The organism is Rhizobium lentis, from assembly GCF_017352135.1.
GTDB lineage: Bacteria > Pseudomonadota > Alphaproteobacteria > Rhizobiales > Rhizobiaceae > Rhizobium > Rhizobium lentis.
Window position 1 is genome coordinate 1,837,559 of the sequence record NZ_CP071454.1, and the last position, 26,064, is coordinate 1,863,622.

Below are 26,064 nucleotides of genomic sequence, written 5' to 3' on the forward strand. Positions count from 1 at the left end.
CACATTGGCGCTATTCAACCAGGAGAATTCGAGTTGAACTGGATCACCAACTACGTTCGCCCGCGGATCAATTCCATGCTGGGCCGTCGCGAAGTGCCGGAGAACCTCTGGATCAAGTGCCCGGAAACGGGCGAAATGGTCTTTCACAAGGATCTGGAATCCAACAAATGGGTCATTCCGGCGTCCGGTTATCACATGAAGATGCCGGCCAAGGCCCGCCTTGCCGATCTTTTCGACAATGGCGAATATGAATCGCTGCCGCAGCCGAAGGTCGCCCAGGACCCGCTGAAATTCCGCGATTCCAAGAAATATATCGATCGCCTCCGCGACAGCCGTGTGAAGACGGAACAGGAAGATACGATCCTTGCCGGCCTCGGAAAGGTGCAAGGGCTGAAGCTCGTTGCCGTCGTGCACGAATTCAACTTCATTGGCGGATCGCTCGGCATTGCCGCCGGCGAAGCGATCGTCAAGGCCTTCGAACGCGCGACCTCCGAGAAGTGCCCGCTGGTCATGTTCCCCGCCTCCGGCGGCGCGCGCATGCAGGAAGGCATTCTCTCACTGATGCAGCTGCCGCGCACGACGGTCGCCGTCGACTTGCTCAAGGAATCCGGCCAGCCCTACATCGTCGTGCTGACCAATCCGACGACCGGTGGCGTCACGGCCTCCTACGCCATGCTCGGCGATATTCATCTGGCCGAGCCCGGCGCTGAAATCGGCTTTGCCGGTAAGCGCGTGATCGAGCAGACGCTCCGTGAGAAGCTGCCGGAAGGTTTCCAGACCTCCGAATACCTGCTGGAACATGGTATGGTGGATATGGTCGTCAAACGTCACGACATTCCGGAAACGCTGGCGCGCCTGCTGAAGATCCTGACGAAGAAGCCCGTCTCGGCAGCCAACGACGTGAATGGCGGCGCAATCGCTCTGGCGGCGAGCGCCTGATAACCGGCAAACAGGCGGGGTGCGGAATTGATACCCAGAGGCCAAATGGCGGTGAGTGAGGCAGCGCACGAGATCGAAAAACTCATGGGATTGCATCCCAAAGGGTTCGACCTGTCTCTCGATCGCATCACCCGCCTTCTCGATCAGCTCGGCAATCCACACAGGAAATTGCCGCCGGTGATCCATGTCGCCGGCACCAACGGCAAGGGCTCGGTCACCGCCTTCTGCCGCGCCCTGCTCGAGGCCGGCGGCTACAGCGCCCATGTCCATACCTCGCCGCATCTCGTCAATTGGCACGAGCGCTATCGCATCGGTGTGGCGGGCGGCCGCGGCCAGCTCGTCGACGACGCCGTCTTTGCGGATGCGGTGCGCCGCGTGGCTGATGCCAATGCTGGTCAGCACATCACCGTCTTCGAAATCCTGACGGCGGTCACCTTCATTCTGTTCTCGGAACATCCAGCCGATGCCGCGATCATCGAAGTCGGTCTCGGCGGCCGCTTCGACGCCACCAATGTCATGTCCGATCCGGCCGTCTCGGTCATCATGCCGATCTCGCTGGATCACCAGCCCTATCTCGGCGACAGGGTGGAACTGATCGCCGCGGAAAAGGCCGGTATCATGAAGCCGGGCTTGCCCGTCGTCATCGGTCACCAGGACTATGATGCGGCGCTTGATGTCCTGATGTCCACGGCCGAGCGTCTGCATTGCCCGACCGCCGTCTTCGGCCAGGATTTCATGGCGCATGAGGAATATGGCAGGCTCGTCTATCAGGACGAATACGGGCTTGCCGACCTGCCGTTGCCGCGCCTTCCCGGCCGCCATCAATATGCCAATGCCGCCGCCGCCATCCGCGCCGTCAAGGCCGCTGGCTTTACCGTCACCGAGATGATGATGGAAAAGGCGATGAATTGCGTGGAGTGGCCGGGCCGGCTGCAGCGCCTGAGCGAAGGCCGGCTGCTGTCGCACGCGCCCGCCGGCGCCGAAATCTGGGTCGATGGCGGGCATAATCCCGGCGCCGGCGAAGTCATCGCCGAAGCCATGGCCAATTTCGAGGAGCGCCAGCCGCGGCCGCTCTTCCTGGTCATCGGCATGATCAACACCAAAGATCCGATCGGTTATTTCAGGGCTTTCGCAGGCCTGGTCGAGAAGGTGTTCTGTGTGCCGATCCGCGGCAGCGACGCGATGATCGATCCGGTGATCTTGTCCAATGCCGCCTATGATGCCGGCCTGGTTGCCGAACCGATGTCGACGGTCGGCGAGGCGCTGGAAGCGATAAAGGCGGCCGTCAATCCGGATGCACTGCCACCGCGCATCCTCGTCGGCGGCTCTCTCTATCTCGTCGGCGATGTACTTGCCGACAACGGCACGCCCCCGAGATAAAGGGTAACAAAAAAGCCCGGTCGAAGCCGGGCTTTTTCACGGGATATCAATAAGCGATATCGATCACGCAGCGTTCGAAATCCAATTTGAAAGAGCTGTCTTCGGCTTGGCGCCGACCGAGATATCGGCCACTTCGCCGCCCTTGAAGATCGCGAGAGTCGGAATGGAGCGCACGCCGAACTGGGCGGCGAGTTCCGGGTTCTCATCGATGTTGAGCTTGGCGACCTTGACCTTGCCTTCCATTTCGACGGAGATTTCTTCGAGGCTCGGAGCAATCATTTTGCACGGGCCGCACCATTCAGCCCAGAAATCGACGACGACGGGTTCTGCAGATTCCAGAACTTCCGACTGGAAGTTATTGATATCGACTTTCACGGTAGCCATAGGCTGCTCCTTTAACGGAATTATGTGTTGAACCACATGTGATGGTGCGGTGCCGAATTTTCAATGTCCGGTATTTCACTTTGTCTTGAGTCCTGCAAGCGCCAAACCGAGCGCCGTTTCGCTCAGCGTATAGAGAGAGGCGTTCTCGGTATAGACGAGCATGCAGTCGATGCGCTTGCCGGGATAAAGCGGCGCCAGGATCTCGCGATAGATGGCGAGCTGTGCCTTATGCGCGAAGGGGACGGCCTCCTCTGTCACCGGCGGCACCCGATTGGTCTTGTAGTCGAGAATGACGACGCGATCGGCAAGGACGGCAAGCCGGTCGATACGGCCGGAGACGGCATAGCGTCTGTCGTCGAGCGTCAAGGTTCCCATGATCGAAACTTCCGGCTGGGCCTCGACCCCGAGGACGGGCTGCAGCCCCCCTTCGTCCAATAGTTTCAGAACCGAATCGACAAGCCTGCGACGTTCGCCCTCCGGCCAGAACCGTGCCGCCCGTTCGGCATACCGGTGTGCGGCATCGGCCCGTCCGGCAGGCGGAATTTCCGGAAGCGCCTGCAGCATGCGATGGATCAGCCGGCCCTTTTCCAGCGAACGATCGCTCCGCTCCTTCCCGCCGAACAGCGGCGAAGCTACGAACAGGCTGCCTTCGTCTTCGTCGACGATCGTCCCGGCGCCGGAAGGGCTGAGGGGCCGGGGCAGCTCGGCCTGCGGCGGCAATGGCCGCAACAGGCCCTCCGGTAAAGCCTCGTGGCTGTCGCGCGCCTCGTCTCGGTCGATACGCTCGAAGCTCCGTTCCACCCGCGGCACGCGCCATCGGATGCCTGGCCATTCCCCGTCAGGGCCGGAGAAGGTGGCTGCCTCGACATGCGGATGGCCTTCGCCGAGCGCGGTGGAGATCATCATATGCCAGGTGTCGGCATTGGCACGTACGCCACGATAGCCGCAGACGATCAGCCGGTCGGCGGCCCGCGTCATGGCGACATAAAGCAGCCGGCGATACTCCTCTTCCGCCAGCATCTGGATACGTGCGGCATCGTTTTGCGTCAGCGAATTGGTGAGGTCGGAGACAGGAACCCAGGCAGGCAGCGGCGGCTCGTCCGGGTCGGTTTCGATTAGGCGAAGCTTCGGCAGATGCGTATGGGTGAAGGCCTTCGAACCGCCGTCGACGAGGAAGACGATGGGCGCTTCAAGACCCTTGGAGGCATGCACGGTCATGATCCTGACTTCGTTGCGCCCCTTGTCCTGCTCACGCTTCACCTCGGGCGCTTCGAGCTCCAGCGTTGAGATGAAGGATTGCAGCCCGGGAAGGCCGGAGCTCTCATGGTCGAGAGTGAAGGTCAGGAATTCGTCGAGGATATCGCTGACCTCGGTGCCGAGACGGGCCAGGAATTGCCGCCGCCCACCATGGCTGCCCAGCACGCGCGCATAGAAATCATGGACCGACAGGCGCCTCGACTGCCGAAGAAACAGCTCGAGCCTTTCGACGGCGGCACGGAAACGTTCGGTGCCGTCGGCCGCAAATCTTTTCAGATGGTTCCAGACGCTTTCGTCGTCGCCCCGCAGGCCGGCGATTGCAAAGACATCGTCCTCGGAAAAATCGAAAAGCGGGCTCTTGAGCACGGCGGCAAGCGAAAGATCGTCCTCCGGCAGAAGCAGGAAGCGGCCGAGTGCCAGCAGGTCCTGCACGGCGATATGGCTGGTCAGCGTCAACCTGTCGGCACCGGCGACGGGAATGTCACCGCGGCGCTTCAGGGCGCGTGTCAAGGCATTGACGAAGGCGTCGCGTTTGCGCACCAGAACGAGAATATCGCCGGCCTCGATCAGCCGCTCTTTGCCTTTGTCGATGATCGTTTCACGGCCGACGAGCGTGCCGACAGCATGGGCGATCCGCCGTGCGAGAATGGCGGCCGGCGCGCTTTCCGGCGTCGCATCGAAGGGCGCCGTCCAATCCTCTTCCTTCACCACCGCTTCCGGCGCGATCATCTCCCAGAGATCGACGGCGCCCGGATGTCCGATGCGGCTGGAACGATGCACGACCGGTTCGCCCAGCGCGCTGAGGCCCCGCGCATTGTCCGATGTCCTGAAGATCTGGTCGACGGCCTCGAGCACGTCGGCGGTCGAGCGGAAGGAGAGGGGCAGCCGCACCGAAGAAAAGCTCTGCCCGCTTTCGGAGACGCGGCGCCGCGTCCGGTCGCTTTCTTCGGAAAACCGCTCGGGCCGCGCCCCTTGAAAGGAATAGATCGACTGCTTCTCGTCGCCGACGGCAAAGAGTGTGCGCACGATCGACCGGGCGCTCTCGCCGGAAAAGAAATCCCCGGCGAGCGACTGGATGACACTCCACTGGATCGGGCTGGTATCCTGCGCCTCGTCGACGAGGATATGATCGATACCCCGATCGAGTTTGTAATGGATCCAGGGGCCGACGCCGCTCTTCGTCAGCAGATCGGCGGTGCGGGTGATCAGGTCTTCGAAATCGAGCTGGCTGCGTTGTTTCTTCAGCTCCTCGTAATCGTGATTCAGCCGACCGGCGAGCACGAGCGCTGCCTGCGTGGCGCCGCACATCCGCATCAGTTTCAACCTGTCGCGGCTTGCGACGATATGTGCGCGGGCAACGGCGATGGCGCTCGTCAATTGCGGCGCTTCCGCCAGCATGGCCTTGACCAGGAACTGCGAGTCCGATTTCGGCTCGCCCTTCGCCGTCAGAAAGATTTTCTCCAGCATTTCGGCGCGCCTGGCCTCATTGCGCTCCCGGCTGGCGAGCCTGAGACCATAGGCAACCTCCTGCGCCTTGGCGCCGCCCCTCTGGTCGGCAATGGACAGATAAAGCTCCAGCATTCCACCCGAAAGCTCCGGCAACGGCCAATATTGCGCCGCGATCCGGCTCTCCGTATCGCCCGCGGTAAGGCCAAGCCTCTCGCGCAGAACCGCCTCCACGCCGCCCCGTCGCTCGGCCGCCGCGGTGAAGCGGCGAATGGCATTACGGTTGGCGACGATGTCGGCGAGCAGGTTCTCCAGGCCGGATTCGTCGCCGAGATCGAGCACGTAGGCGAAAGCCTCGGCAAGGGCGCTGCCTTCCTCCGGCGCGGTCGCCGTCAGCAGCGCCCGGCGCGCATCGGAAAGCAGCGCCGCCGCCGCGCGATCGTCGAGGACCGAAAAATGCCCGGCAACATTGGCCTCAAGCGGGAATTGATGCAGCAGCGCTTCGCAAAAGGCATGGATCGTCTGGATCTTCAGTCCGCCCGGCGTTTCCAGCGCCTTTGCAAACAGCCGGCGCGCCTCGGCGAGTTTCAGCGCATCGGGAGCCGCACCCTCGATCTGCATGATCCGCCGGCTGAGATCAGCGTCGTCAAGCACCACCCAGTCCGCCAGCCGTTCGAAGACGCGGTTCGACATTTCGGAGGCCGCGGCCTTGGTATAGGTCAGGCAGAGAATGGCGGAAGGCCGTGCGCCGGCCAGCAGGAGACGAATGACACGCTGGGTCAGGACATGCGTCTTGCCGGATCCGGCATTGGCCGAAACCCAGGCCGAGCGCTCGGGATCGGAGGCGATCGCCTGCTGGATGGTGGTCCAGCCGATCCAGGCGCCGGGATCGTCATCACTCGGAAGAGCGGTCTCGTTACTCATCGCCGCCGCCTTCCTCGGTCTCGGCCGTCGACCATTCGGAAACGCGGGCGAGGTGATCGTAATCGCCGCCGAAATCGAATTGCTGCGCCGGAATGAGCCGCGAGGTAAAACCCTTTTCGCCGGACTGCAGCAAACTGACGAACTTGATCAGCTGGTCGACCGACTCTCCGGCAAGCTCCATCGCCGATTTCGCCTTGTCGCTGCGGGCCGAGTTTTCGTTGTTGACCGTATCGACCTGGAACCGGCGTCCCGGACGCAGGCGGACATAGAGCAGATCCTGCGGCACGAGACCGCCGGCATCGCGGAAGGCGCCAGCGCTCAAAGCCGCCGCTTCCAGCGCGAGCTGCGGATCGAGAAGCGCGCGCGCCTGTGCAGGCGAGGGGTTGTAGCCGGTCTTGTAGTCAATGATATCGGCGGCGTTGGGACCCAATATGTCGATACGGTCTGCGACACCGTTGAGCCGGATATTGATCGCTTCCAGCTCGACGCCGCCGCGCACTTCGGTCAGCGTCCTGCGGATGGCGGGCCGCCGGCCGGCCTCCCATTCGAGGAAGGCGCGGGCCACCTCGCGAAAGCGTGGCCGCCACACGGCATCGATGTGCGGCGGCAGCTTTTCCATGTCGAAAAGCTCGGTCAGGATCTGCTCCATCGCCGCTGCCGCGTCCGGCGTGCCGGCCACATGGGCCTCGCGGATGAAGTGGTCGATGATCGTGTGATAGAGCGTCCCGCGTTCGGCCGCTCCCGGGTCGCGATTGAACGCGTCGACCGGATCGAGCCGCAGGATGCGACGGGCATAGATGGCATAGGGATCGCGGCGCAGCCGGCCGACCTCGCTGAAGGAATAGGATTTCGGCTGCAGCGTCAGCGGCGGTTTCGGCGAGGGCCGCTGCGCCGCCGCCTGGGCCTCTCCCCGATCGATGAGGCCGGCCCATTGTAGGAACCGGTTGCCGCGTCCCCTCAATGCCGCTTCGAACGGCTCGCCGCCCAGAGCCAGCAGCCGTTGCAGCCAGCGCGAGGCGACCGTCGGCGTCGAACCCTGGCGCAGGGCTCTCGAATAGATCAGGTGGCGATTGCCGTTCGCCATCTCGAAGTCATGCGCCAGCTGGCCGATGCGCCGCTCCGGCGGTTCGAGCCCGATCTCCGTCTTCATCATGCGCGGAATAAAGGGATTGTTGGCGCTCTGCCCTGGCCAGGAGCCCTCGTTCAAGCCGCCGAGGATCAGAGTGTCGACACTTTGCAGGCGGGCTTCAAGCGTGCCGAAGATAAAGAGGCGGGGATGGCTGAGCGCCCGTGGCTTGACCGCATTGCCGGCGGCGAGCGCCGCCATGATGTCGATCCATTGCGGCCCGTCGGCCTCCATCTGGCCCTCGGTGTCGATCACTTCGCCGAGAAGCGAGGCAAGGGCGTCCCCGGCCTCGTGCGACCAGAGATCGGCCAGATTGCCTTGCGGATCTGCCGCGACCGCTTCGAGCGAACGGCCAGTCCGCTCCGCCCATTCGGACAGCGTGAAACGCGCCGTCTTGCCGCGATCTTCTGGCCGGTGCCGGATGAGCGCGCAGGCAAGCGGCTCTGTCGCGGCGGTTATCCGGCGGGCAAGCTCGGCTGCGGCATGGGCCGCCTCGGCTGGAAGCGCCTTTCGCCATTGCGGCGCATGTCGGTCCTGGGCCTGTTCGCCAAGCTGATGGGTCAGGAGCAATTCGAGCGCGGCGATATCCACCTCCGCCACGCCGCCGCGCAACGCCAGCAGTTCGAGCGCTTCGGTAGCGGAAATCAGGGCGTCGCGCTCGAGGCCGAAGCGGGCCAGCGGATGTTTGAGAAGCGAGACGATCGCCACCGGATCTCCCGGCCGCAGCGCCGCCTCCAGCAGCAGTTGCAACAAGGTGCCTTGCGGGGTGGCCGAAAGCGGCGTGCCGGCCGAATCGTCGCCGAGGATGCCGAAGCGGGACAGTTCGGCCATCACCCGACGGGCGAGATTGCGGTCCGGCGTAATCAGCGCTGCCCGGCTTTCGCCGTCCTGTCCCGGCCTTTCCAACGCCAGCCTGAGCGCGATGGCAATCGCGGTTGCCTCCTCACGCTCATTGGCGGCTTCGATCAGCGAAACATCGGCGAAGGCCGAATCCAGCGCTCCCTCGGGCAAAGCTTCCTTCCAGGCGCCCCAGTCGCTGGTCGCATCTGCCGGGGCGAGTGCGCGGGACAGGATTTCGGCGCGCCGATCGAGATCGGTCTCCGGTCCGTCGAGGAGGCCGATGTCGGCTCGTGTCAGCCTCAGCCTCTTCAGCAGCAATGACAGGCCATATTGCGGATGGCTCCGGCTGGCCGGATTGGCATGCTGGCCCGGCGCCGGCTCGGGCGCTACCATTTGCCAATGCCTTTCGGGCATGGAGAGATCGAGGCCCGGAAGGACGATCACGCCTTCGGGCAGATTGGCAACGGCGGCGATGAGGTCGGCAGTGGCAGGAACCGAACCCGTCGAACCGGCGATAATAATCGGCCCGGTAGGTTTCGTCGCCGAGATCCTGGCCGCTTCGGCCCGAAGGATGGCGTTTCTATGCCGTGCCGGCGAAGATTTGCCGAGTTCGGAAAGCCGCTCCGGCCAAAACGCGCTGGCGATCTGCAGAAACTCCGCCGTCAGCTGCCACCACGCGGCGTAGTCGCCGGTGTCGAGCTTCGACAGTTCCGACCAGTCGAGATCTTCGGTTTCGATGGAATCGATCAGCTCCGCGAGGTTGCGGGCGAGCCAGATGGCATCCGCCGGGCTTGCCGGCGCAACGAGTGGCGAGTCTGAATGGATATGACGGACGATCTCCGGCAGTTTGTTTCGCCAGGCAAGGATCAGGCGCGCCAGTTCCAGCAGCCGGGCGGTGTTGGACAGTGGCTGGGCCAGATCGATCGTTGCCGGCAGCGCCTCGTCGAAATAACCGCTGTCGTCGTCGGTTTCGCCGAGCGGACGGATTACCGGCAGGATCGCCGAGCGGCCGCCAAGCAGATCGACGAATTCCGAGCGCAGCACGCGCACGGCACGGCGGGTTGGCAGATAGATCGTAACCTTGGCGAGCGACAGCGGATCATCGGCATCATGCCGGAAAAGCGGCGTCAATCGGCCGTCGCAAAGGGCCGATGCCAGGGTTTTCAGGAAGGGAAGGCCCGCCGGGATCGTCAGGATGCGTGGCTGGTGCCGCTCCGTCATGGCTTACGCGAACGCCCGCAATCGGCGGATCGTTTCCTCCGCTTCTCCGATCGCCTCTGGGGTTCCCACCGTCAACCAGTGACCTTCGAGCACCATCCCGTACAGCCGGTCGCGTGCGATCGCCTTGTCGAAATAGATATTGAGATTGAAGGCGTCCCGGGGCGCATCGTCGAAGAGTGACGGGTGCATCACGATCGCCCCCGCATAGACGACGGGATTGGTGGGATCGTCGCGATAACGCGTCAGCCGGCCGTCGGCGGCAAGGCCGAAATCGTTCTTGCCGTTGTGGCCCGTCGTATCCTCGATCCTGACGCAGAGCAGCGCCATGTCCATGCGCTCGGCGTCGAAGAATCCGGCTAAGCGCTTAAGGTTGCTCGGCCGTCCCGGCTGTTCGCCGATCCAGAAGAGATCGGCATTCATGACGAAGAGATTCTCGCGGTCGAGCAGCTTCAGCCCCTTCGCCAGCCCGCCGCCGGAATTCATCAGCCCGTCGCGCTCGTCCGAGATGATGATGTCGAGGCCGCGATAACGGCCGAGATGATCGAGCATCTGGTCGGCGTGATGGTGAACGTTGACGACAGCCCGTTCGACACCGGCCGAAACCAGCGCGTCCAGCGCATAGTCGATCATCGGCTTGCCGTCGATCTTCACCAGCGGCTTCGGAATCGTCTCGGTGATCGGGCGCATACGGGTCCCGAGACCCGCGGCCAGTACCATGGCTTGTCTGATGCTCATCTTGATCCGGAACTTATGATTCGCTCTGGCCTATTCCAGCCCTTGCGCACCAATCGCGCAAGGGGGCAAGCGCCTCGTGCTCTAGCGCGACGTTCAGATAGGCGAGTGTGCGCGGCATATGCCGGAGATAACCGGGTTTGCCGTCGCGCTGCAGCAGCCGCACCCAGAGACCGGCAAGCTTGCAATTGCGCTGCGCCGACATGATGGCCCACGCCTTCAGGAATCCGGCTTCGTCGAAGCCGCCCTGCGCGTGGCGAAGTGCAAGATAATCATCCACCAGCCGCCGGAAGAGGTCCGGCTCGATCGTGACGCGCGCGTCCTGGACGATCGAGGCAAGGTCATAGGCTGTCGGGCCGATCATCGCGTCCTGGAAATCGATGAGGCCGATTTTTTTGACGCCGGATTCCTGCGGACGCCAGATGATGTTCGGCGAGTGGAAATCGCGCAGCAGCAGGTTTTTTTCGGCCGTGGCGAGTTCATCGATCAGGCCGTCCCAGATCGCCAGATATTCCTTGCGCTCTGCCTCCGAGGGTGCGGTGCCGCGCTTCCAGCCAATGTGCCAGTCGAGCACAAGCTGCACTTCCATCTTGAGCGCCGTGCGATCGAAGTCCGGTATGTGATGCGTATGGGTGGCGGTAACCGGTATGTCCCGCGGAAACGGCATGGAATGAAGCTGGGCAAGACAGGCGACACTTTGACGGTAACGCTCGGCGATCGGCCGCCCCGTGTCATCGAGCACGCCTTCAGTGCCGAGATCCTCGATCAGCAGGATGCCCTGGGTATAATCGACCTCAAAGATCTCCGGCGCGGCAAAACCCCGTTCGCGCAGTGCATTGGCAATCGCAACGAAGGGATAGGCATCCTGTGCCAGATGCGCGACCTTCGGATAGGGCTTGCCATCATAGACCGGCGGGCCTTCGGGATGCGGCCGCCAGTCCATCAGAATGATGCGGCGCTTCACCTTCTCATGATGGATCGCCTCGTAGGCGCGCAACGAGGCATCGCCAGTCAGGAAGCGGCGTTTGGCATCGGGATATCCGGCGTCGTCGAGGAAATTACGGATCGCCAGGACGCGGCGAATGCGCGAGGCCTGTGCCCCGGCGGCGGCGATCGTCGCGCGGCGGCCGTTGCCTTCATGCGCCAGCGTCAATGTGATGCGCTCCGCCGGCAACTCGCCCGCGGCCATCTCCGGCCATTCGACAAGGCAGATGCCGTTCTGCAGAGCCTCGTCGAAGCCGAGTTCCGTCAATTCGCTGGGATCGCCGAGCCGATAGAGATCGAAGTGCGAAACCGGGATACGCAGGTCGTAGGATTGCACCAGTGTGAAGGTCGGGCTCGGGACCTCAAGCCCTTCATCATCGGCGATGGCTCGCAGGATCGCGCGGGCGAGCGAGGATTTGCCGGCGCCGAGATCACCGGAAAGGACAAGACAATCACCGGCCTTCAAGGCCAGCGCCAAGTCTTCGCCGAGGCGAATGGTAGCCGCCTCGTCCTTCAGGAAAAGCGAGATCGTATCGTTGGTCGTCATTCGGCGGCGGCGGAATGCGGTACGTTGACCGAGGGGATACGGCAGACCACCGTCGTGCCCTTGCCCGGCTCGCTGTCGATCGTCACGTCACCATGATGCAGGCTGACGAAACTGTCGACGATCGAGAGGCCGAGGCCGGCGCCGCCGCGTTTGCCGCTTTTGGCGCCCGTGGCAAAGCGATCGAAGACGGTCGCAATCATATCTGGCGAGATGCCGGGGCCGCGATCGCGGACGGAGAACACGAAATCCGTGCCTTCACGACGGCATTCCAGCGCGATCGAGGTGCCCTCGGGCGAGAAATTCGCGGCATTGGAGAGAAGCTTCAGCAGGATCTGCTTCAGCCGCTGCGGATCGGCGACGATCGAGCCGAGATAGGCAGGCGCGGTGATTTCGAGCGCGACGCCGCTTTCGTGCAGCCGATCGGCGATCTGCATCGAAACGTCGTCGAGCAGATCATTGAGATCGATCTCCACATAGTTCAGGCGCATGATGCCGGCATCGACGGTCGCAAGGTCGAGAATATCGTTGACCAGCGTCAGCAGAACCGAGGACGAGGTCGAGATGTGGTCGATATATTCGGCCTGCCGTTCGTTCAGCGGCCCGACGCCCGGCGTGCGCAGGAGGTCGGTGAAGCCGATGATATTGGTCAGCGGTGAGCGAAGTTCATAGGAAACATGCTGAACGAAGTCGTTTTTCAACTCGTCGGCCTTGCGAAGCGCCTCGTTCTTCTCGGTCAGCGCCCGCTCGGCCCTTACGCTGTCGGTCATGTTGACGAAGGTCAGCATGGTCTGGGCGTTCGGCAGCGGGATGACGGCGTAGTCGAGCACGAGGCCGGAGAAAAGCTCCAGCGTTCCCTGGCCCGAGCGGCGCTCGTCATCGAAGCTGGTGATCAGTTCCGCGAAGGTCTTCCAGCCGTCCGGCCGGTCATAGGACGGCGCGCAGGCCTCGCCGAGCGCGCGGATATGGGTGCCGGGCTTGGCTTCGGTTTCCGTAATGCCCCAGAGCGCGCGGAAGGCCGGATTCGACAGGCGGATGCGCCCATCGGGCCCGAATACCGCCACGCCTTCGGACAGGTGATCGATCGTTTCGCCCTGTACCTTGACCAGCGTGTTGTAGCGCGTTTCGAGATCGACCTGTTCGGTCAGATTTTCGAACACCCAGGTGGCGCCGCCCTGCGGGTGGGCGGTGGCGAAGACGCGCAGCGTCTGTCCGTTGGGCAGGTGCCAGAGATCCGATTGCGTGTCGAGCGCGCGGTAGACCGAAAGCGCCGCTTCCTTCCAGCTTTTCCAGTTGAGCTGGTCCGGCAGCTTCTTGGCTGCCCGCAGCCGCTCGAGCAGTTCGCTGTTATCGGGCCGGCCTTCGAGGAAGGCGATATCCAACTCCCAGAGTGCGACGAAGGCCTGGTTGTAGAATTGCAGCCGGCGGTCGCCGTCGAAGATGGCGACGGGTGTGGCGAGATGGTCCAGCGTTTCGGCATGGCTCTTCAGCGTCCGTTCCAACTCGGCGCGTACCGCTTCTATGTCGGACACGTCGACCGCAATGCCGGCCGAACCGCCGGGAACCTTGACGTCGACGACGTCGAAGAATGTGCGGTTGCCGTGCACGACGGTCGAGATCTTGTCGTGGAAAGGCGATTCCGGCGTCGTCGTCGCGCGAATGCGTTCGCGCGCCACGGTCGTCAGCATCTCGCGGCCTTCATTGATCGCCTGCTGCGGCGAGCGCGCCTCGACCGCGTCGCCATACGCCTGGTTGACCCAGGTGAGGCGGCCCGTCGGGTCGCGCTGCCAGGCCGGCATATCGATCGCGTCGAGCATGGTCTGGAACGCCGAGATCGAGGTCATCAGCCGGTCGCGTTCGATCCTGAGTTCGGCAAGCTCGGCGCGCAGATTGTTGAGCGCCACGAAGCGGACGAAGGCGCGTCCGCCGGAAACCCGGCCCTGCGCCTCGAGGATTTCGTCGCGGATGGTCTCGACCACCATATCGAAGCTCTGCGCCTCGTCGCGCAGCCGGTCGATTGCCTTTTCCAGTTCCGCGGCCGAGCGTGACTTCAGCCAGAGACCGAAAGCCAGGAATTCGCCGTCCTGCGGTGCGCCGGTCTCCGGCGGAAGCTGGCCGAGCAGTTCCGGGCGGGCAGTGCCGTCCCAGATGACGATCCGCCGGTTCTTGTCGGCAATCAGCGCCTGGTATTGTGAAATGCGTTGCTGGGCGTCGGAGAGCGCCGAGCGGATTTCCCGGCTCTCATTCTCCAGATTGCCGCGCTGGCGCACGAGCCAGAGCGTCGAAAGCAGGGCCGCGGATATGACGCCGATGACGACGGAAACGCCGATGACCTGCGAGGAGGTGAAGAGGTGAGCCGAGGCCGCCGCCTGCTGCTCGCCCTGTGCCAGAACCGGCCGCGCCAGCGCGGCAAGCGCCGTGCCGGCCGCGCAGGTTTTCAGGAAGCGCGCCAATGATCCATGCTCTTGCTTTTCGGCCTCGTGTGCCGTTGCAGATCTATATTCTTGGCCTGCCGTGAGCGGGCGGCGACCGGCGCGAGCGCCGTCATCCGCCTGACCGGGCAGGCTGTTTTTCAATTCCGACATCCGCGGTATGTCTCCGTCCTTCAATGTGCCGCATTACGACAAGACATCCCATTTTCGGAGCGGTCGGACGGGGTCCGGCGTCCCGAATCAAGTCTTAAAACAATACTTCGGAAGGGAATCGTCGGGAAGGGAGCCGCCAAAAAATAAGCCGCGGCATTTGTCAATGCCGCGGCTTCTACATCTTGTGGATATCGAAGAGCCTATCAATATCTGTAGTGGTCGGACTTGAACGGGCCTTGCGGCTTCACGCCGATATAGGCAGCCTGCTCTTCGCTGAGCTGGGTGAGCTTCACACCGAGCTTGTCGAGGTGAAGGCGTGCGACCTTCTCGTCGAGATGCTTAGGCAGGATGTACACCTTGTTCTCATACTGGCCGGGCTTGGTGAAGAGCTCGATCTGAGCCAGTGTCTGGTTGGTGAAGGACGCCGACATCACAAAGGACGGATGGCCCGTCGCATTGCCGAGGTTGAGCAGACGGCCTTCGGAGAGAAGGATGATGCGGTTGCCCTTGGGGAACTCGATGAGGTCGACCTGCGGCTTGACGTTGGTCCACTTGAGGTTACGGAGCGCGGCGACCTCGATTTCATTGTCGAAATGGCCGATATTTCCGACGATCGCCATGTCCTTCATCTGCCGCATGTGGTCGATGCGGATGACGTCCTTGTTGCCCGTCGTGGTGATGAAGATGTCGGCCGAGGAAACGACGTCTTCGAGCAGGACGACTTCATAACCGTCCATGGCGGCCTGCAGGGCGCAGATCGGATCGGCTTCCGTGACCTTCACTCGGGCGCCGGCGCCGGAAAGCGAGGCAGCGGAACCCTTGCCCACGTCACCGTAACCGCAGACGACGGCGACCTTGCCGGCCATCATCACGTCCGTGCCGCGGCGGATGCCGTCGACCAGCGATTCCTTGCAGCCGTACTTGTTGTCGAATTTCGACTTGGTGACGGAGTCGTTGACGTTGATTGCCGGGAAGGGCAGCAGGCCCTTCTGGCTGAGCTGGTAGAGACGGTTGACGCCGGTCGTCGTTTCCTCGGTGACGCCCTTGATGGCGTCGCGCTGCTTGGTGAACCAGCCCGGGGAAGCGGCGAGGCGCTTCTTGATCTGTGCGAAGAGGATTTCCTCTTCTTCGGAATGCGGGCTTGAGAGGACGTCCTCGCCGGCTTCGGCGCGCGCGCCGAGCAGGATGTACATGGTGGCGTCGCCGCCGTCATCGAGGATCATGTTGGAAAGGCCGCCGTCGGCCCACTGGAAGATCTTGTCGGTATAGACCCAGTAATCTTCGAGCGACTCGCCCTTGATGGCGAAAACCGGAACGCCGGCAGCGGCGATCGCGGCGGCGGCATGGTCCTGCGTCGAGAAGATGTTGCAGGAAGCCCAGCGGACTTCGGCGCCGAGCGCCACCAGGGTTTCGATCAGCACGGCCGTCTGGATGGTCATATGCAGCGAGCCGGTGATGCGCGCGCCCTTCAGCGGCTTTGCGTCGCCGAATTCGGCGCGGCAGGACATCAGGCCCGGCATTTCGGTTTCGGCGATCGTAATTTCCTTGCGGCCGAAATCCGCAAGCCCGATGTCGGCGACAACATAATCTTTTTCAGTGCTCATAGAGGTCTCCAGGCTGAAAAACGTCTCAAAAATTGGCGCAGGCGGAAGCAAGCGCACGGCATGTCTGCCGTTTAGCAGGCTTCGCTTGCGATGGCAATAAGGATATAAAGAAGTCTTTATATGTTTATATGAGCTCGCCGAGCTCACATTTCTTCGCCGAACCTGTTCTGGATCAGCTGATCCAGGGCTTCCAGCGCTTCAGCGGCCTGGCTGCCGCTCGCCGAGACGACGACGCTCGAGCCGGGGCTTGCCGCCAGCATCATGAGGCCCATGATCGAGGTGCCGCCGACCGTCATTCCATCCTTGGAAACGGTGATCGCAGCATCGAAATTCTCGACCATCTGCACGAATTTGGCGGAGGCTCGCGCGTGAAGACCGCGCTTGTTGATGATGAGGAGTTCCCGGGATAGCGACGTCATGAAGGCCCGTTATTTTCCGCTGAGCACACGGCTCGCGACATTGATATATTTCCGCCCGGCTTCGGAAGCCTCCACCAGCGCCTTCTCCATATTGTTCTCACCACGCACTCCGGCGAGCTTGATCAGCATCGGCAGATTAACGCCGGCAATGACTTCGGTATGGCCGCTGCTCATGACCGATATGGCGAGATTGGACGGTGTGCCGCCGAACATGTCGGTCAGGATGACGACGCCATGGCCGTCATCGGCGCCGGAAACAGCTTGCAGAATGTCCTGCCGTCTCTGGTCCATGTCGTCTTCGGGGCCAATACAGACCGTCTCGATGAATTTCTGAGGACCGACGACGTGCTCGACAGCATGACGAAACTCTTCAGCCAGCTTGCCATGAGTGACAAGCACAAGTCCGATCATGATATTACTGCTCCCATTACGCAAACGGTGGCCCAATATCGCAATGCAGCAATTACGTCCACCGGTGGGGGCACATCTTGGCGATGAAAAGCCGAAGTGCAAGATAAAAATGCAAATATATAAGGCAGATTGAGCAATCCGGAAGCCTTCAATCGCCGATATCGGGGGCTTTCGCCATCAGGATTGCAAGCGGCGAAGACGCGCCTGTGAGCAACCGCAATGCGGGAAGGGAAAAACCGGCGGCAAGGCTGACCATTTCGCCCTCGGGGGGCACGCGGTTCTCGCCGGAAGCGCTCCCGGGAAGCACGGCATAATGCATGGCCGCCTGGGGAACATGATCCTGCCGAACGATGCCGGTGCCGCGAAGTTCGATCAGCCCGGCGATCGACGGCGGGCAGGTGGCGATCACAGTGCCGGCCTCTCCCGACAGAAGCACCTGATCGTCGGCAACCAGCGCCGTGAACAGCCCGAGACGGCGCGCCTCGGTCATGCAGGTAAAAGCCAGCATCGATTTTCCCCAGCCTGACGGACCGCTGAAGAGCAGGCCCGTCCTGCCGACGACGATCGCCGTGGCATGGATGTTGACGGCCTCCGTCATGCCGCGGGATCGAGGGGCAGGGCGAGGATAAAGCGCGCGCCGAGCACCTGTCCGCTTTCGGCGTCCGTAATATTTTCTGCCCGGAGCGATCCGCCATGCGCCTCGGCGATCTGGCGGCTGATCGAAAGTCCGAGGCCAGAATTCTGCCCGAAACCTTCCGATTCCGGCCGATCCGTATAGAAGCGCTCGAAGATACGGTCGATATTTTCCGCTTGGATGCCGGGGCCGTTGTCTTCGATCGTGGTGACGCAGCGCGACCGTGTCCGCATCAGCCGCACGGTAATCTTGCCGTCCTTTTCAGGTACGAAGGAGCGGGCGTTCTCAATCAGATTCGTGACGATCTGGCCGATGCGTAGATCGTGACCGTTGACGAGGAAGCGCGTCTTGATGTTCGGCTTGCGTTCGATCTTATAGTCGATCTCCACCTGCTTCTTGCTGCCACGGATCTGGCGTGACACTTCGATCAGGTCGCGCAGCAGCACTTCCATGTCGATCGAAGCGGCATCGACGCGTGCCAGTTCGGCATCGAGGCGCGAAGCGTCGGAAATGTCGCTGATCAGGCGGTCGAGACGGCGCACGTCGTGCTGGATGACGTCAAGCAGCCGTTTCTTGGAATCCTCCGACCTGGCGAGCGGCAGTGTTTCGACGGCACTGCGGAGCGACGTCAGCGGGTTTTTGAGTTCGTGGCTGACATCGGCGGCAAAGCTCTCGATCGCGTCGATACGGTCATAAAGGGCTGTCGTCATCTCGCGCAATGCGATGGAGAGGTTGCCGATTTCGTCCTGGCGAGCGGAAAAGTCCGGAATTTGCTCACGTGTCTTGGCGCCGCGGCGAACGCGGATGGCGGCAGCCGAAAGCCGGCGCAGCGGATTGGCGATCGTCGATGAGAGCACCAGCGACAGCAATACGTTGACGAGCGTCGCCACACCGAAGACGCGCATGATGGCCAGTCGTTCGGCATGAACGATATTGTCGATATCGCCCGCCTGCGTCGACAACAGCAGCACGCCGAGTACGGCGCGGAAGCGCTGGATCGGCACGGCGACGGAAACGATGAGTTCGCCTTTCTCGGTGGTGCGCACGACCGCGCCGCGCACACCGGTCAGCGCGTTCATGACTTCGGGATAGATCGAGCCGTCGCCACCTGGTGCTTCCTTATAGAGCGGCAGGTTGCCGGGCTGCAGCGCCTTGTTGAACAGTGTCGCGAACCAGTCGCTCCACGTCTGTTTTTCTTCCTCAACCGGCGGCAGGTCGAAGCGCAGCACCTGGCCACGCGAATAAAGGTGACGCGAATCGAGCAGCAGGTTGGCGTCGGCATCGAAGATGCGGGCGCGCGTACGCGTCGGCGAGATCAGCCGGCGCAGGACAGGCGCGACCTTCTCGGGATCGATCGGAAATTCCAGATCCTCGTCATTCGGCACCGGGGTGATGCTCTGGCCGGCTTGCAGCTCGAGCAGTTTCTGCGGATCGATGGTGATCGAGTTCGTGTCGACCGACGCGGAGGCCGAAACGGCGCCGGCGATGATTTCGCCCTGCGTCAGAAGGCTTTCGGCGCGGGCGTCGATCAAGCCCTCGCGAAACTGGTTGAGATAGAGGATGCCGCCGACGAGCACCACCAGCGCGACGAGGTTGAAGAACAGGATTCGCCGCGTCAGGCTCGAAAACACCGCATTGCCGAAGATGCGGCGGATCAGCGTGAAGGGATGAGACCAACGGCGGGCCCGGACGCGACGGGTGCTCACGCCCTCCGCATCGTCCAAATCCCTTTCCTGCACCAACTGTGCCAATGACAGGCCCTTTCGAAGGGTAGGGCCGGGTGGACCGGCCGGCGACCCTCAATCGTCTCTTGCCGCGCCGCGAGGCGTCAGGCTGCTTCGCGGAAGCGGTATCCCACTCCGTAGAGCGTTTCAATCATATCAAAGTCGGTATCGACCATCTTGAATTTCTTGCGCAGCCGCTTGATGTGGCTGTCGATGGTCCGGTCGTCGACATAGACCTGTTCGTCATAGGCTGCATCCATCAGCGCGTCGCGGCTCTTGACGACCCCGGGGCGCTGCGCCAGCGAATGCAGAATCAGGAACTCGGTCACCGTCAGCGTCACGGCTTCGCCTTTCCAGGTGCAGGTATGGCGCTCCTGGTCCATGACCAACTGCCCGCGCTCCAGCGAGCGGGCCTGCTGCACCGCGCCGGCCTTCGGCGTGCCGCTGGGGCTCGTGCCGCCGGCGGCGGCGGCTTCGCGGCTCGAGGCGCGCCGCAGGACGGCGCGGACGCGCTCTACCAGCAGGCGCTGCGAGAACGGCTTGGTGATGAAATCATCCGCGCCCATTTTCAGGCCGAAAAGCTCGTCGATCTCCTCGTCCTTGGAGGTGAGGAAGATGACCGGAATATCCGACTTCTGCCGCAGGCGGCGCAGCAGTTCCATGCCGTCCATGCGCGGCATCTTGATGTCGAAGATCGCCAGCTGCGGCGGTCGCGCCAGAAGGCCGTCGAGCGCCGAGGCACCGTCTGTATAGGTCTCGACCTTATATCCTTCGGCCTCCAGTGCGATCGACACCGAGGTGAGGATGTTGCGGTCGTCGTCAACGAGCGCGATTGTCGGCATGGTGTTGGTCTCCGTCATCAGTGCGCAGTCTCCCGGATTTTGGTCGTCCCCAGGCGGTCTCAGTGACCGGATGCGCTTATGGAGGATAAAGGTGGAACAAATTGTGGCAAAGATAAAGGGGAGGATTGTTGTTAAATTCGCGAGCAACCATAAGTCGTGCGTCAAAATGTTTCAACGCGAGCACTTCAAACGATTTAAAAAGAACGCGATAAATTTAAATCGATTAATTATTTGATATTACTGTATTTTCTCAATTACAGTCTATTGTCTTTTAAAATTTCTCCCCGTATTTCTAGCTTAGTTTTAACGGCAACGAGCCTGAGCAAAGGGAACTAGCCATGGAAAAGTTCGGAGTTCATAACCCGGCAACGGAGCTTGCAACGGTTGGATTGGGCGGCGCAGCCAGCGTTCGCTACAACTTTTCCGCCGCTGCACTCTATGAGGAATCGATCCGCCGGGGTGAAGCCGAACTGACCGCTCAAGGCGCGCTCAGAGCCATTACCGGCCAGCATACAGGTCGTTCGCCGCGCGACAAATTCGTCGTTCGCGACGCCAATACCGACGGCGAAATCTGGTGGGACAACAACAAGCCGCTCTCGCCGGAGCATTTTGCCCTGCTGCGCGACGACATGCTGGCCCATGCCGCCGGCAAGGACCTGTTCGTCCAGGATCTCGTCGGCGGTGCCGAGGAAGGCCACGCCCTGCCGACCCGCGTCGTCACCGAATTTGCCTGGCATTCGCTGTTCATCCGCAATCTGCTGATCCGCCCCGAAGCCGCTGCACTGCCGAGCTTCGTGCCGAAGCTGACGATCATCGATCTGCCGAGCTTCAAGGCCGACTCGGCGCGCCACGGCTGCCGTTCGGAAACAGTGATCGCCTGCGACCTTACCAATGGCCTCGTCCTCATCGGCGGCACCTCTTATGCAGGCGAAATGAAAAAGTCTGTTTTCACCGTGCTCAACTACCTGCTGCCGGCAAAGGGGGTGATGCCGATGCACTGCTCGGCCAATGTCGGCCCGGACGGCGATGCGGCAGTCTTCTTCGGCCTGTCCGGCACCGGCAAGACGACGCTGTCGGCCGATCCGGCGCGCACGCTGATCGGCGATGACGAACATGGCTGGAGCGAAAACGGCATCTTCAACTTCGAAGGCGGCTGCTACGCCAAGACCATCCGTCTCTCGGCCGAAGCCGAGCCGGAAATCTATGCGACGACGCAGCGCTTCGGCACCGTGCTCGAAAACGTCGTGCTGAACGAAAACCGCGAGCCCGATTTCGATGACGGCTCGCTGACCGAAAATACCCGCTGCGCCTATCCGATGCATTTCATCCCGAACGCCTCGGAAACCGGCCGGGCCGGACATCCGAAGACGATCATCATGCTGACCGCTGATGCCTTTGGCGTCATGCCGCCGATTGCACGCCTGACGCCCGATCAGGCGATGTATCACTTCCTTTCCGGTTACACCGCCAAGGTGGCCGGCACCGAAAAGGGTGTCGTCGAGCCGGAAGCGACCTTCTCCACCTGCTTCGGCGCACCCTTCATGCCGCGGCATCCGGCCGAATACGGTAATCTGCTCAAGGAGCTGATCGGCCGCCACGGCGTCGAGTGTTGGCTTGTCAACACCGGCTGGACCGGCGGCGCCTACGGCACCGGCAAACGCATGCCGATCAAGGCGACGCGCGCCCTTCTGGCCGCGGCCCTCAGCGGCAGACTCGGCCAGGTCGAATTCCGTACGGATCCGAACTTCGGTTTTGCTGTACCGGTTTCCGTCAATGGCGTCGACGGCGGCATTCTCGATCCGCGCTCGACCTGGGCCGACAAGGCAGCCTATGACGCACAGGCCGAAAAGCTGGTTTCGATGTTCATCGCCAACTTCGCCAAGTTCGAAAACCATGTCGACGGCGGCGTCCGCGACGCGGCTCCCGGTGTGAAGGTCGCGGCCGAATAAGAAGGAGCAATTCCAGCAAAAGTGTGCAGCGGTTTTGCCAGGCAAAGCGCGAAGCGCTTTTGCCGGGAATTGCGTTAAACAGACTCTCTGACTCACGTGAAACCCGGCATCGCAGGATCCCGGGTTTTCTCACGGCGGCCCATGTTTTCAATTGGCTGCCGATATGAGATAGAACGCCGCATGGCCAGCGACGCACTCTACATCGATGACAGGATCACCATCGCAGGATGGGAACTGACGGAACAGTTCGTTCTTGCGGGCGGCCCCGGCGGGCAGAATGTCAACAAGGTCTCGACCGCGGTCCAGCTGTTCTTCAACATTCCGAATTCGCCGTCTCTTAACGATCGCGTCAAGGCCAATGCGATCAAGCTTGCCGGCCGGCGCATGTCGAAAGAGGGCGTCCTGATGATCGAGGCGAGCCGCTTTCGCAGCCAGGACCGCAACCGCGAGGATGCGCGCGACCGATTGAAGGAACTCATTCTCGAGGCCGCCAAGCCGCCGCCGCCGCCGCGTAAGAAGACCAAGCCCACCAAGGGCTCGGTCGAGCGTCGCCTGAAGGAAAAATCCGGCCGCTCCGAAGTTAAGAAAATGCGCGGCCGCCCCGGTGGCGGCGAATGATATGACCGGCCTGATGAACGGCATCCGCCATCTCCCCGGCTACCTCGACCGCGCGCGCCAGGAGGCATTGGTGGCGGTGATCCGCGCCGTCGTCGCCGAGGCGCCGCTCTATGTGCCTGTTATGCCCGGTACCGGTAAGCCGATGTCGGTGCGCATGACCAATTGCGGGCCGCTCGGCTGGGTGACCGACAAGGCGCGCGGCTATCGCTACCAGCCGACGCACCCGGAAACGGGGAGGCCCTGGCCCGACATGCCGCAGCAATTGCTCGATATCTGGGATGACGTTTCAGACTACGACAAGCCGCCGGAAGCCTGCCTCGTCAATTTCTACGCCGACGACGCGCGCATGGGCCTGCATCAGGACAGGGACGAGGAGGATCTGCAGGCGCCAGTAGTCTCGATCTCGCTCGGCAACAGCTGCCTCTTCCGCGTTGGCGGCCTCAACCGCAACGATCCCACGCTGTCTTTCAAGCTTTCGAGCGGCGACGTGGTCGTTCTCGGCGGTGAGGGAAGGCTTTGTTTTCACGGCGTCGACCGTATCCATCCGGCGACCTCGACGCTGCTCAGGAACGGCGGCCGCATCAATCTGACGCTGCGCCGGGTCCGTGCTTGAAAATTGATTGCCTGCTATAGTTTTCGCAGCGCAACCTGCTCGATCAGATGATCCTTGCCCTTCTTCAGGATGAGATCGGCCCGCGGCCGCGTCGGCAGGATGTTTTGCCGCAGGTTTTTCAGGTTGATGTTCGTCCAAAGATCCTCGGCGATTTCGAGCGCTTCGGCGTCGGTGATCGAGGCATAACGATGGAAATAGGAGTTCGGGTCGCGGAAAGCGGTCTCGCGAAGCCGCATGAAGCGGGTGACATACCAGTTGTGGATCTGGTCTTCCGCGGCATCGATATAGATCGAGAAATCGAAGAAGTCGGATACCATCGGCACGATCTTGCCGTCGGCTGGCAGGTCGCGCGATTGCAGCACGTTGATGCCTTCGAAGATCAGGATATCGGGCCGGTCGACGATCTTGTATTCGTCCGGCAGCACGTCGTAGACGAGGTGCGAATAGCTCGGCGCCTTCACGTCAGGCCGTCCCGCCTTGATCGCCGAGAGGAAGCGCAGGATCGCCGCCGTGTCATAGCTTTCCGGAAAACCCTTGCGCTGCATCAGTCTTTCCCGCTGCAGCACGGCGTTCGGATGCAGGAAGCCGTCCGTGGTGACGAGATCGACCTTCGGGCTCGAAGGCCAGCGGCCCAGGAGCTCCTTGAGGATACGCGCCGTGGTCGATTTTCCCACAGCGACCGAGCCGGCGATTCCGATGACAAAGGGTGTCTTCGTCACGTCGGAGAGGCTGAGGAAGCGGTTGCGCTGCTCGAACAGCAGTTGCGAGGATTCGACATGCGACGAGAGCAGACGCGACAGCGAGAGGTAGATGCGCCGGACCTCGTCGAGATCGATCGGGTCGCCCATCGAGCGCAGCCGTTTGACCTCGTCGCCGGTCAGCGTCAGCGGCGTGTCCGCCCGAAATTGCGCCCATTGCTCGGAAGAGAAGAAATGGTAGGGCGAATAGGATTCCGACTGGAAGTGATCCAATATCTCCGGCACCCCGATAATCTCAGTCGCGATACTCATGAACTCTGCCGGCTGGCCTTTTCCTTGAGACCGGACTGCGCGGTTCTGCGCTCGAGCTCGGCCATCACATTCTCTAACGGTATTTCAGCAATCTTCAATACGACCAAAAGGTGATAGAGCACATCGGCGGCTTCATAGGTCAGATTGTCGCGGTCGCCGGTGACCGCCGCCATCACGGCTTCGATCGCCTCTTCACCAAGCTTCTTCGCCGCCTTCGGCTGGCCGGCGGCCACGAGTTTGGCGGTCCAGGATTGCTCCGGTGAGGCCTTCGACCGTTCTTCGACGATGCTTTCGAGGTCGGAAAGGGAAAATCCGCTCATATCTGCGCTTTCAGAATTCAGTCGAGACGCATGTCGATGCCGCACTTCGACATATAGTGCTTCGCCTCGCTGACGGAATAGGTGCCGAAGTGGAAGATCGACGCGGCGAGCACGGCATTGGCGTGGCCCTCCTTCACCCCGGCGACGAGATCGTCGAGGTCGCCGACGCCGCCCGAGGCGATCACCGGCACGCGCACCGCATCGGCAATCGTCCGCGTCAGTTCCAGATCATAACCGACCTTGGTGCCGTCGCGGTCCATCGAGGTGACCAGCAACTCGCCGGCACCGCGCGCCACCATCTTCTGGGCGAACTCAACCGCATCGATGCCGGTCGCGTTGCGGCCGCCATGCGTATAGATCTCCCAGGCGCTGAGATTGTCGCCGCCGACCGCCTGCGTGCGCCGGCGTTTGGCATCGATCGAGACCACGATGCACTGATCGCCGAACTTGTCGGCCGCCTCGGCAACGAAATCGGGATTGCTGACGGCTGCCGAATTGATCGACACCTTGTCGGCGCCGCACAGCAGCAGCTTGCGGATATCGGCGATGGTTCTCACTCCGCCGCCGACGGTCAACGGCATGAAGCATTGCTCGGCCGTGCGCGATACGACATCGAAGATCGTCTCGCGATTGTCCGAGGACGCGGTGATGTCGAGGAAGCAGAGTTCGTCGGCGCCGGCGGCGTCATAGGCCTTCGCCGCTTCGACCGGGTCGCCGGCATCGACGAGATTGAGAAAGTTGACGCCCTTGACGACGCGGCCGTCCTTGACGTCGAGGCAGGGGATGACACGGGCTTTGAGGGTCATTATGCGGTTTCCTTTGCCCTGCTGGCCTTGATCAACGCCAGCGCTTCCGCCGGGTCGATGCGGCCGTCATAGAGCGCACGGCCTGAAATCGCGCCTTCGAGCTTTCGTGCGTCGGGCTGCAGCATGCGTTTGATGTCTTCGATGGAGGCAAGGCCGCCCGCGGCGATGACGGGAATGGAGACGGCATCGGCAAGCTCCAGCGTCGAGCTCCAGTTGATGCCGGTCAAGATGCCGTCGCGGTCTATATCGGTATAGATGATCGCGGCGACGCCGGCGCCCTCGAATTTCCGGGCAAGCTCGATGATGCCGAGTTCCGAAGCCTCCGCCCAACCCTCGACCGCCACCTTGCCGCCCTTGGCGTCGATGCCGACGGCAACCTGGTCCGGAAATTGCCGGCAGGCCTCGATGACCAGATCAGGATTTCTGACCGCGACGGTGCCGAGAATGACGCGCCGCAGTCCGCGAGACAGCCAGGCCTCGATATGATCGAGCGTACGGATGCCGCCGCCGAGCTGTACTGGATTTTTCGTCGCCTTCAGAATCGCCTCGACGGCATCGCCATTGGCCGAATGTCCCGCAAAAGCGCCGTCGAGATCGACCACGTGCAGCCATTCGAAACCCTGCTCTTCGAACGATTTCGCCTGGGCGGCCGGATCGGTGTTGTAGACCGTCGCCTGCTGCATGTCGCCGAGCTTCAGGCGGACGCATTGGCCGCCCTTCAGGTCGATCGCGGGAAAAAGGATCATGTCGTC

Annotated in this window: 21 protein-coding genes; 5 read left to right on the forward strand and 16 right to left on the reverse strand. The window is 62.3% G+C overall.

Going from position 1 to position 26,064, the window contains the following annotated elements; all coding sequences use genetic code 11:
• The first annotated feature begins 33 nt into the window (after positions 1–33).
• On the forward strand, positions 34–939 hold the full coding sequence (gene accD / locus J0663_RS08775) for an acetyl-CoA carboxylase, carboxyltransferase subunit beta (protein WP_207244020.1): 906 nt from the start codon (positions 34–36) through the stop codon (positions 937–939).
• 27 nt (positions 940–966) lie between these two features.
• Positions 967–2,319: a bifunctional folylpolyglutamate synthase/dihydrofolate synthase gene (locus tag J0663_RS08780; protein WP_207244021.1), complete on the forward strand. Its 1,353-nt coding sequence runs from the start codon at positions 967–969 to the stop codon at positions 2,317–2,319.
• A gap of 63 nt (positions 2,320–2,382) precedes the next feature.
• Here the strand turns inward: J0663_RS08780 and trxA are convergent, their stop codons facing one another.
• From trxA to J0663_RS08840, 12 genes are all read right to left on the reverse strand, one after another.
• The gene (gene trxA, locus J0663_RS08785; protein WP_004672616.1) at positions 2,383–2,703 is read right to left on the reverse strand and encodes a thioredoxin; all 321 of its coding nucleotides are present in this window, start codon (positions 2,701–2,703) and stop codon (positions 2,383–2,385) included.
• Between the two features lie 75 nt (positions 2,704–2,778).
• Complete coding sequence (gene addA / locus J0663_RS08790; RefSeq protein ID WP_207244022.1) at positions 2,779–6,330, reverse strand: double-strand break repair helicase AddA; 3,552 nt, start codon at positions 6,328–6,330, stop codon at positions 2,779–2,781.
• Positions 6,323–9,517 carry a double-strand break repair protein AddB gene (gene addB, locus J0663_RS08795; RefSeq protein WP_207244023.1) on the reverse strand — a complete coding sequence of 1,065 codons (3,195 nt, stop codon included), beginning with the start codon at positions 9,515–9,517 and terminating at the stop codon, positions 6,323–6,325. Before addB ends, addA begins: the two co-directional genes overlap by 8 nt.
• A 3-nt stretch (positions 9,518–9,520) precedes the next feature.
• Entirely contained in the window at positions 9,521–10,252 is a 732-nt protein-coding gene (locus tag J0663_RS08800; RefSeq protein ID WP_207244024.1) for a nucleotidyltransferase family protein, read from the reverse strand.
• 13 nt (positions 10,253–10,265) lie between these two features.
• Positions 10,266–11,780, reverse strand: coding sequence for a tRNA (adenosine(37)-N6)-threonylcarbamoyltransferase complex ATPase subunit type 1 TsaE (gene tsaE, locus J0663_RS08805; protein WP_207244025.1), 1,515 nt, complete (start codon positions 11,778–11,780; stop codon positions 10,266–10,268).
• Positions 11,777–14,362 carry a sensor histidine kinase gene (locus J0663_RS08810; RefSeq protein WP_207244026.1) on the reverse strand — a complete coding sequence of 862 codons (2,586 nt, stop codon included), beginning with the start codon at positions 14,360–14,362 and terminating at the stop codon, positions 11,777–11,779. Before J0663_RS08810 ends, tsaE begins: the two co-directional genes overlap by 4 nt.
• A 203-nt stretch (positions 14,363–14,565) precedes the next feature.
• Positions 14,566–15,966, reverse strand: coding sequence for an adenosylhomocysteinase (gene ahcY, locus J0663_RS08815; RefSeq protein ID WP_207244027.1), 1,401 nt, complete (start codon positions 15,964–15,966; stop codon positions 14,566–14,568).
• A gap of 143 nt (positions 15,967–16,109) precedes the next feature.
• Positions 16,110–16,385, reverse strand: coding sequence for an HPr family phosphocarrier protein (locus tag J0663_RS08820; protein WP_207244028.1), 276 nt, complete (start codon positions 16,383–16,385; stop codon positions 16,110–16,112).
• Positions 16,386–16,394: 9 nt separating this feature from the next.
• Complete coding sequence (locus J0663_RS08825) at positions 16,395–16,796, reverse strand: PTS sugar transporter subunit IIA (RefSeq protein WP_004672623.1); 402 nt, start codon at positions 16,794–16,796, stop codon at positions 16,395–16,397.
• 148 nt (positions 16,797–16,944) lie between these two features.
• Positions 16,945–17,394: an HPr kinase/phosphorylase gene (locus J0663_RS08830; RefSeq protein ID WP_207244029.1), complete on the reverse strand. Its 450-nt coding sequence runs from the start codon at positions 17,392–17,394 to the stop codon at positions 16,945–16,947.
• Complete coding sequence (locus J0663_RS08835; protein ID WP_207244030.1) at positions 17,391–19,181, reverse strand: sensor histidine kinase; 1,791 nt, start codon at positions 19,179–19,181, stop codon at positions 17,391–17,393. The genes J0663_RS08830 and J0663_RS08835 overlap by 4 nt, the downstream gene beginning before the upstream one ends.
• Before the next feature lie 77 nt (positions 19,182–19,258).
• The gene (locus J0663_RS08840) at positions 19,259–19,996 is read right to left on the reverse strand and encodes a response regulator transcription factor (protein ID WP_190233656.1); all 738 of its coding nucleotides are present in this window, start codon (positions 19,994–19,996) and stop codon (positions 19,259–19,261) included.
• Positions 19,997–20,334: 338 nt separating this feature from the next.
• Here J0663_RS08840 and J0663_RS08845 point away from each other — a divergent pair, with 338 nt between their 5' ends.
• From J0663_RS08845 to J0663_RS08855, 3 genes are all read left to right on the forward strand, one after another.
• Complete coding sequence (locus J0663_RS08845; protein ID WP_207244031.1) at positions 20,335–21,945, forward strand: phosphoenolpyruvate carboxykinase; 1,611 nt, start codon at positions 20,335–20,337, stop codon at positions 21,943–21,945.
• A 180-nt stretch (positions 21,946–22,125) separates the two neighbouring features.
• Positions 22,126–22,563: an alternative ribosome rescue aminoacyl-tRNA hydrolase ArfB gene (arfB, locus tag J0663_RS08850; protein WP_207244032.1), complete on the forward strand. Its 438-nt coding sequence runs from the start codon at positions 22,126–22,128 to the stop codon at positions 22,561–22,563.
• Position 22,564: 1 nt separating this feature from the next.
• The gene (locus tag J0663_RS08855; RefSeq protein WP_207244033.1) at positions 22,565–23,176 is read left to right on the forward strand and encodes an alpha-ketoglutarate-dependent dioxygenase AlkB family protein; all 612 of its coding nucleotides are present in this window, start codon (positions 22,565–22,567) and stop codon (positions 23,174–23,176) included.
• 14 nt (positions 23,177–23,190) lie between these two features.
• On the opposite strand, the gene coaA is transcribed toward J0663_RS08855, so the two are convergent.
• From coaA to hisA, 4 genes are read right to left on the reverse strand one after another with little or no spacing between them, the layout of a single operon-like run.
• Positions 23,191–24,186: a type I pantothenate kinase gene (gene coaA / locus J0663_RS08860; protein WP_207244034.1), complete on the reverse strand. Its 996-nt coding sequence runs from the start codon at positions 24,184–24,186 to the stop codon at positions 23,191–23,193.
• A complete protein-coding gene (locus J0663_RS08865) occupies positions 24,183–24,506 on the reverse strand; it encodes a phosphoribosyl-ATP diphosphatase (RefSeq protein WP_017995608.1) in 324 nt (107 codons plus the stop codon). Before J0663_RS08865 ends, coaA begins: the two co-directional genes overlap by 4 nt.
• A 17-nt stretch (positions 24,507–24,523) precedes the next feature.
• Positions 24,524–25,312, reverse strand: a complete 789-nt coding sequence (hisF, locus tag J0663_RS08870; protein ID WP_207244035.1) for an imidazole glycerol phosphate synthase subunit HisF — start codon at positions 25,310–25,312, stop codon at positions 24,524–24,526.
• The gene (gene hisA / locus J0663_RS08875; RefSeq protein ID WP_207244036.1) at positions 25,312–26,058 is read right to left on the reverse strand and encodes a 1-(5-phosphoribosyl)-5-[(5-phosphoribosylamino)methylideneamino]imidazole-4-carboxamide isomerase; all 747 of its coding nucleotides are present in this window, start codon (positions 26,056–26,058) and stop codon (positions 25,312–25,314) included. Before hisA ends, hisF begins: the two co-directional genes overlap by 1 nt.
• Between the last annotated feature and the right edge of the window lie 6 nt (positions 26,059–26,064).

Coding starts and splice junctions, on each gene's coding strand:
- trxA (WP_004672616.1), bottom strand. CDS start 2,703: ATGGCTACCGTGAAAGTCGATATCAATAACTTCCAGTCGGAAGTTCTG.
- addA (WP_207244022.1), bottom strand. CDS start 6,330: ATGAGTAACGAGACCGCTCTTCCGAGTGATGACGATCCCGGCGCCTGG.
- addB (WP_207244023.1), bottom strand. CDS start 9,517: ATGACGGAGCGGCACCAGCCACGCATCCTGACGATCCCGGCGGGCCTT.
- J0663_RS08800 (WP_207244024.1), bottom strand. CDS start 10,252: ATGAGCATCAGACAAGCCATGGTACTGGCCGCGGGTCTCGGGACCCGT.
- tsaE (WP_207244025.1), bottom strand. CDS start 11,780: ATGACGACCAACGATACGATCTCGCTTTTCCTGAAGGACGAGGCGGCT.
- J0663_RS08810 (WP_207244026.1), bottom strand. CDS start 14,362: ATGTCGGAATTGAAAAACAGCCTGCCCGGTCAGGCGGATGACGGCGCT.
- ahcY (WP_207244027.1), bottom strand. CDS start 15,966: ATGAGCACTGAAAAAGATTATGTTGTCGCCGACATCGGGCTTGCGGAT.
- J0663_RS08820 (WP_207244028.1), bottom strand. CDS start 16,385: ATGACGTCGCTATCCCGGGAACTCCTCATCATCAACAAGCGCGGTCTT.
- J0663_RS08825 (WP_004672623.1), bottom strand. CDS start 16,796: ATGATCGGACTTGTGCTTGTCACTCATGGCAAGCTGGCTGAAGAGTTT.
- J0663_RS08830 (WP_207244029.1), bottom strand. CDS start 17,394: ATGACGGAGGCCGTCAACATCCATGCCACGGCGATCGTCGTCGGCAGG.
- J0663_RS08840 (WP_190233656.1), bottom strand. CDS start 19,996: ATGCCGACAATCGCGCTCGTTGACGACGACCGCAACATCCTCACCTCG.
- J0663_RS08845 (WP_207244031.1), top strand. CDS start 20,335: ATGGAAAAGTTCGGAGTTCATAACCCGGCAACGGAGCTTGCAACGGTT.
- arfB (WP_207244032.1), top strand. CDS start 22,126: ATGGCCAGCGACGCACTCTACATCGATGACAGGATCACCATCGCAGGA.
- J0663_RS08855 (WP_207244033.1), top strand. CDS start 22,565: ATGACCGGCCTGATGAACGGCATCCGCCATCTCCCCGGCTACCTCGAC.
- coaA (WP_207244034.1), bottom strand. CDS start 24,186: ATGAGTATCGCGACTGAGATTATCGGGGTGCCGGAGATATTGGATCAC.
- J0663_RS08865 (WP_017995608.1), bottom strand. CDS start 24,506: ATGAGCGGATTTTCCCTTTCCGACCTCGAAAGCATCGTCGAAGAACGG.
- hisF (WP_207244035.1), bottom strand. CDS start 25,312: ATGACCCTCAAAGCCCGTGTCATCCCCTGCCTCGACGTCAAGGACGGC.
- hisA (WP_207244036.1), bottom strand. CDS start 26,058: ATGATCCTTTTTCCCGCGATCGACCTGAAGGGCGGCCAATGCGTCCGC.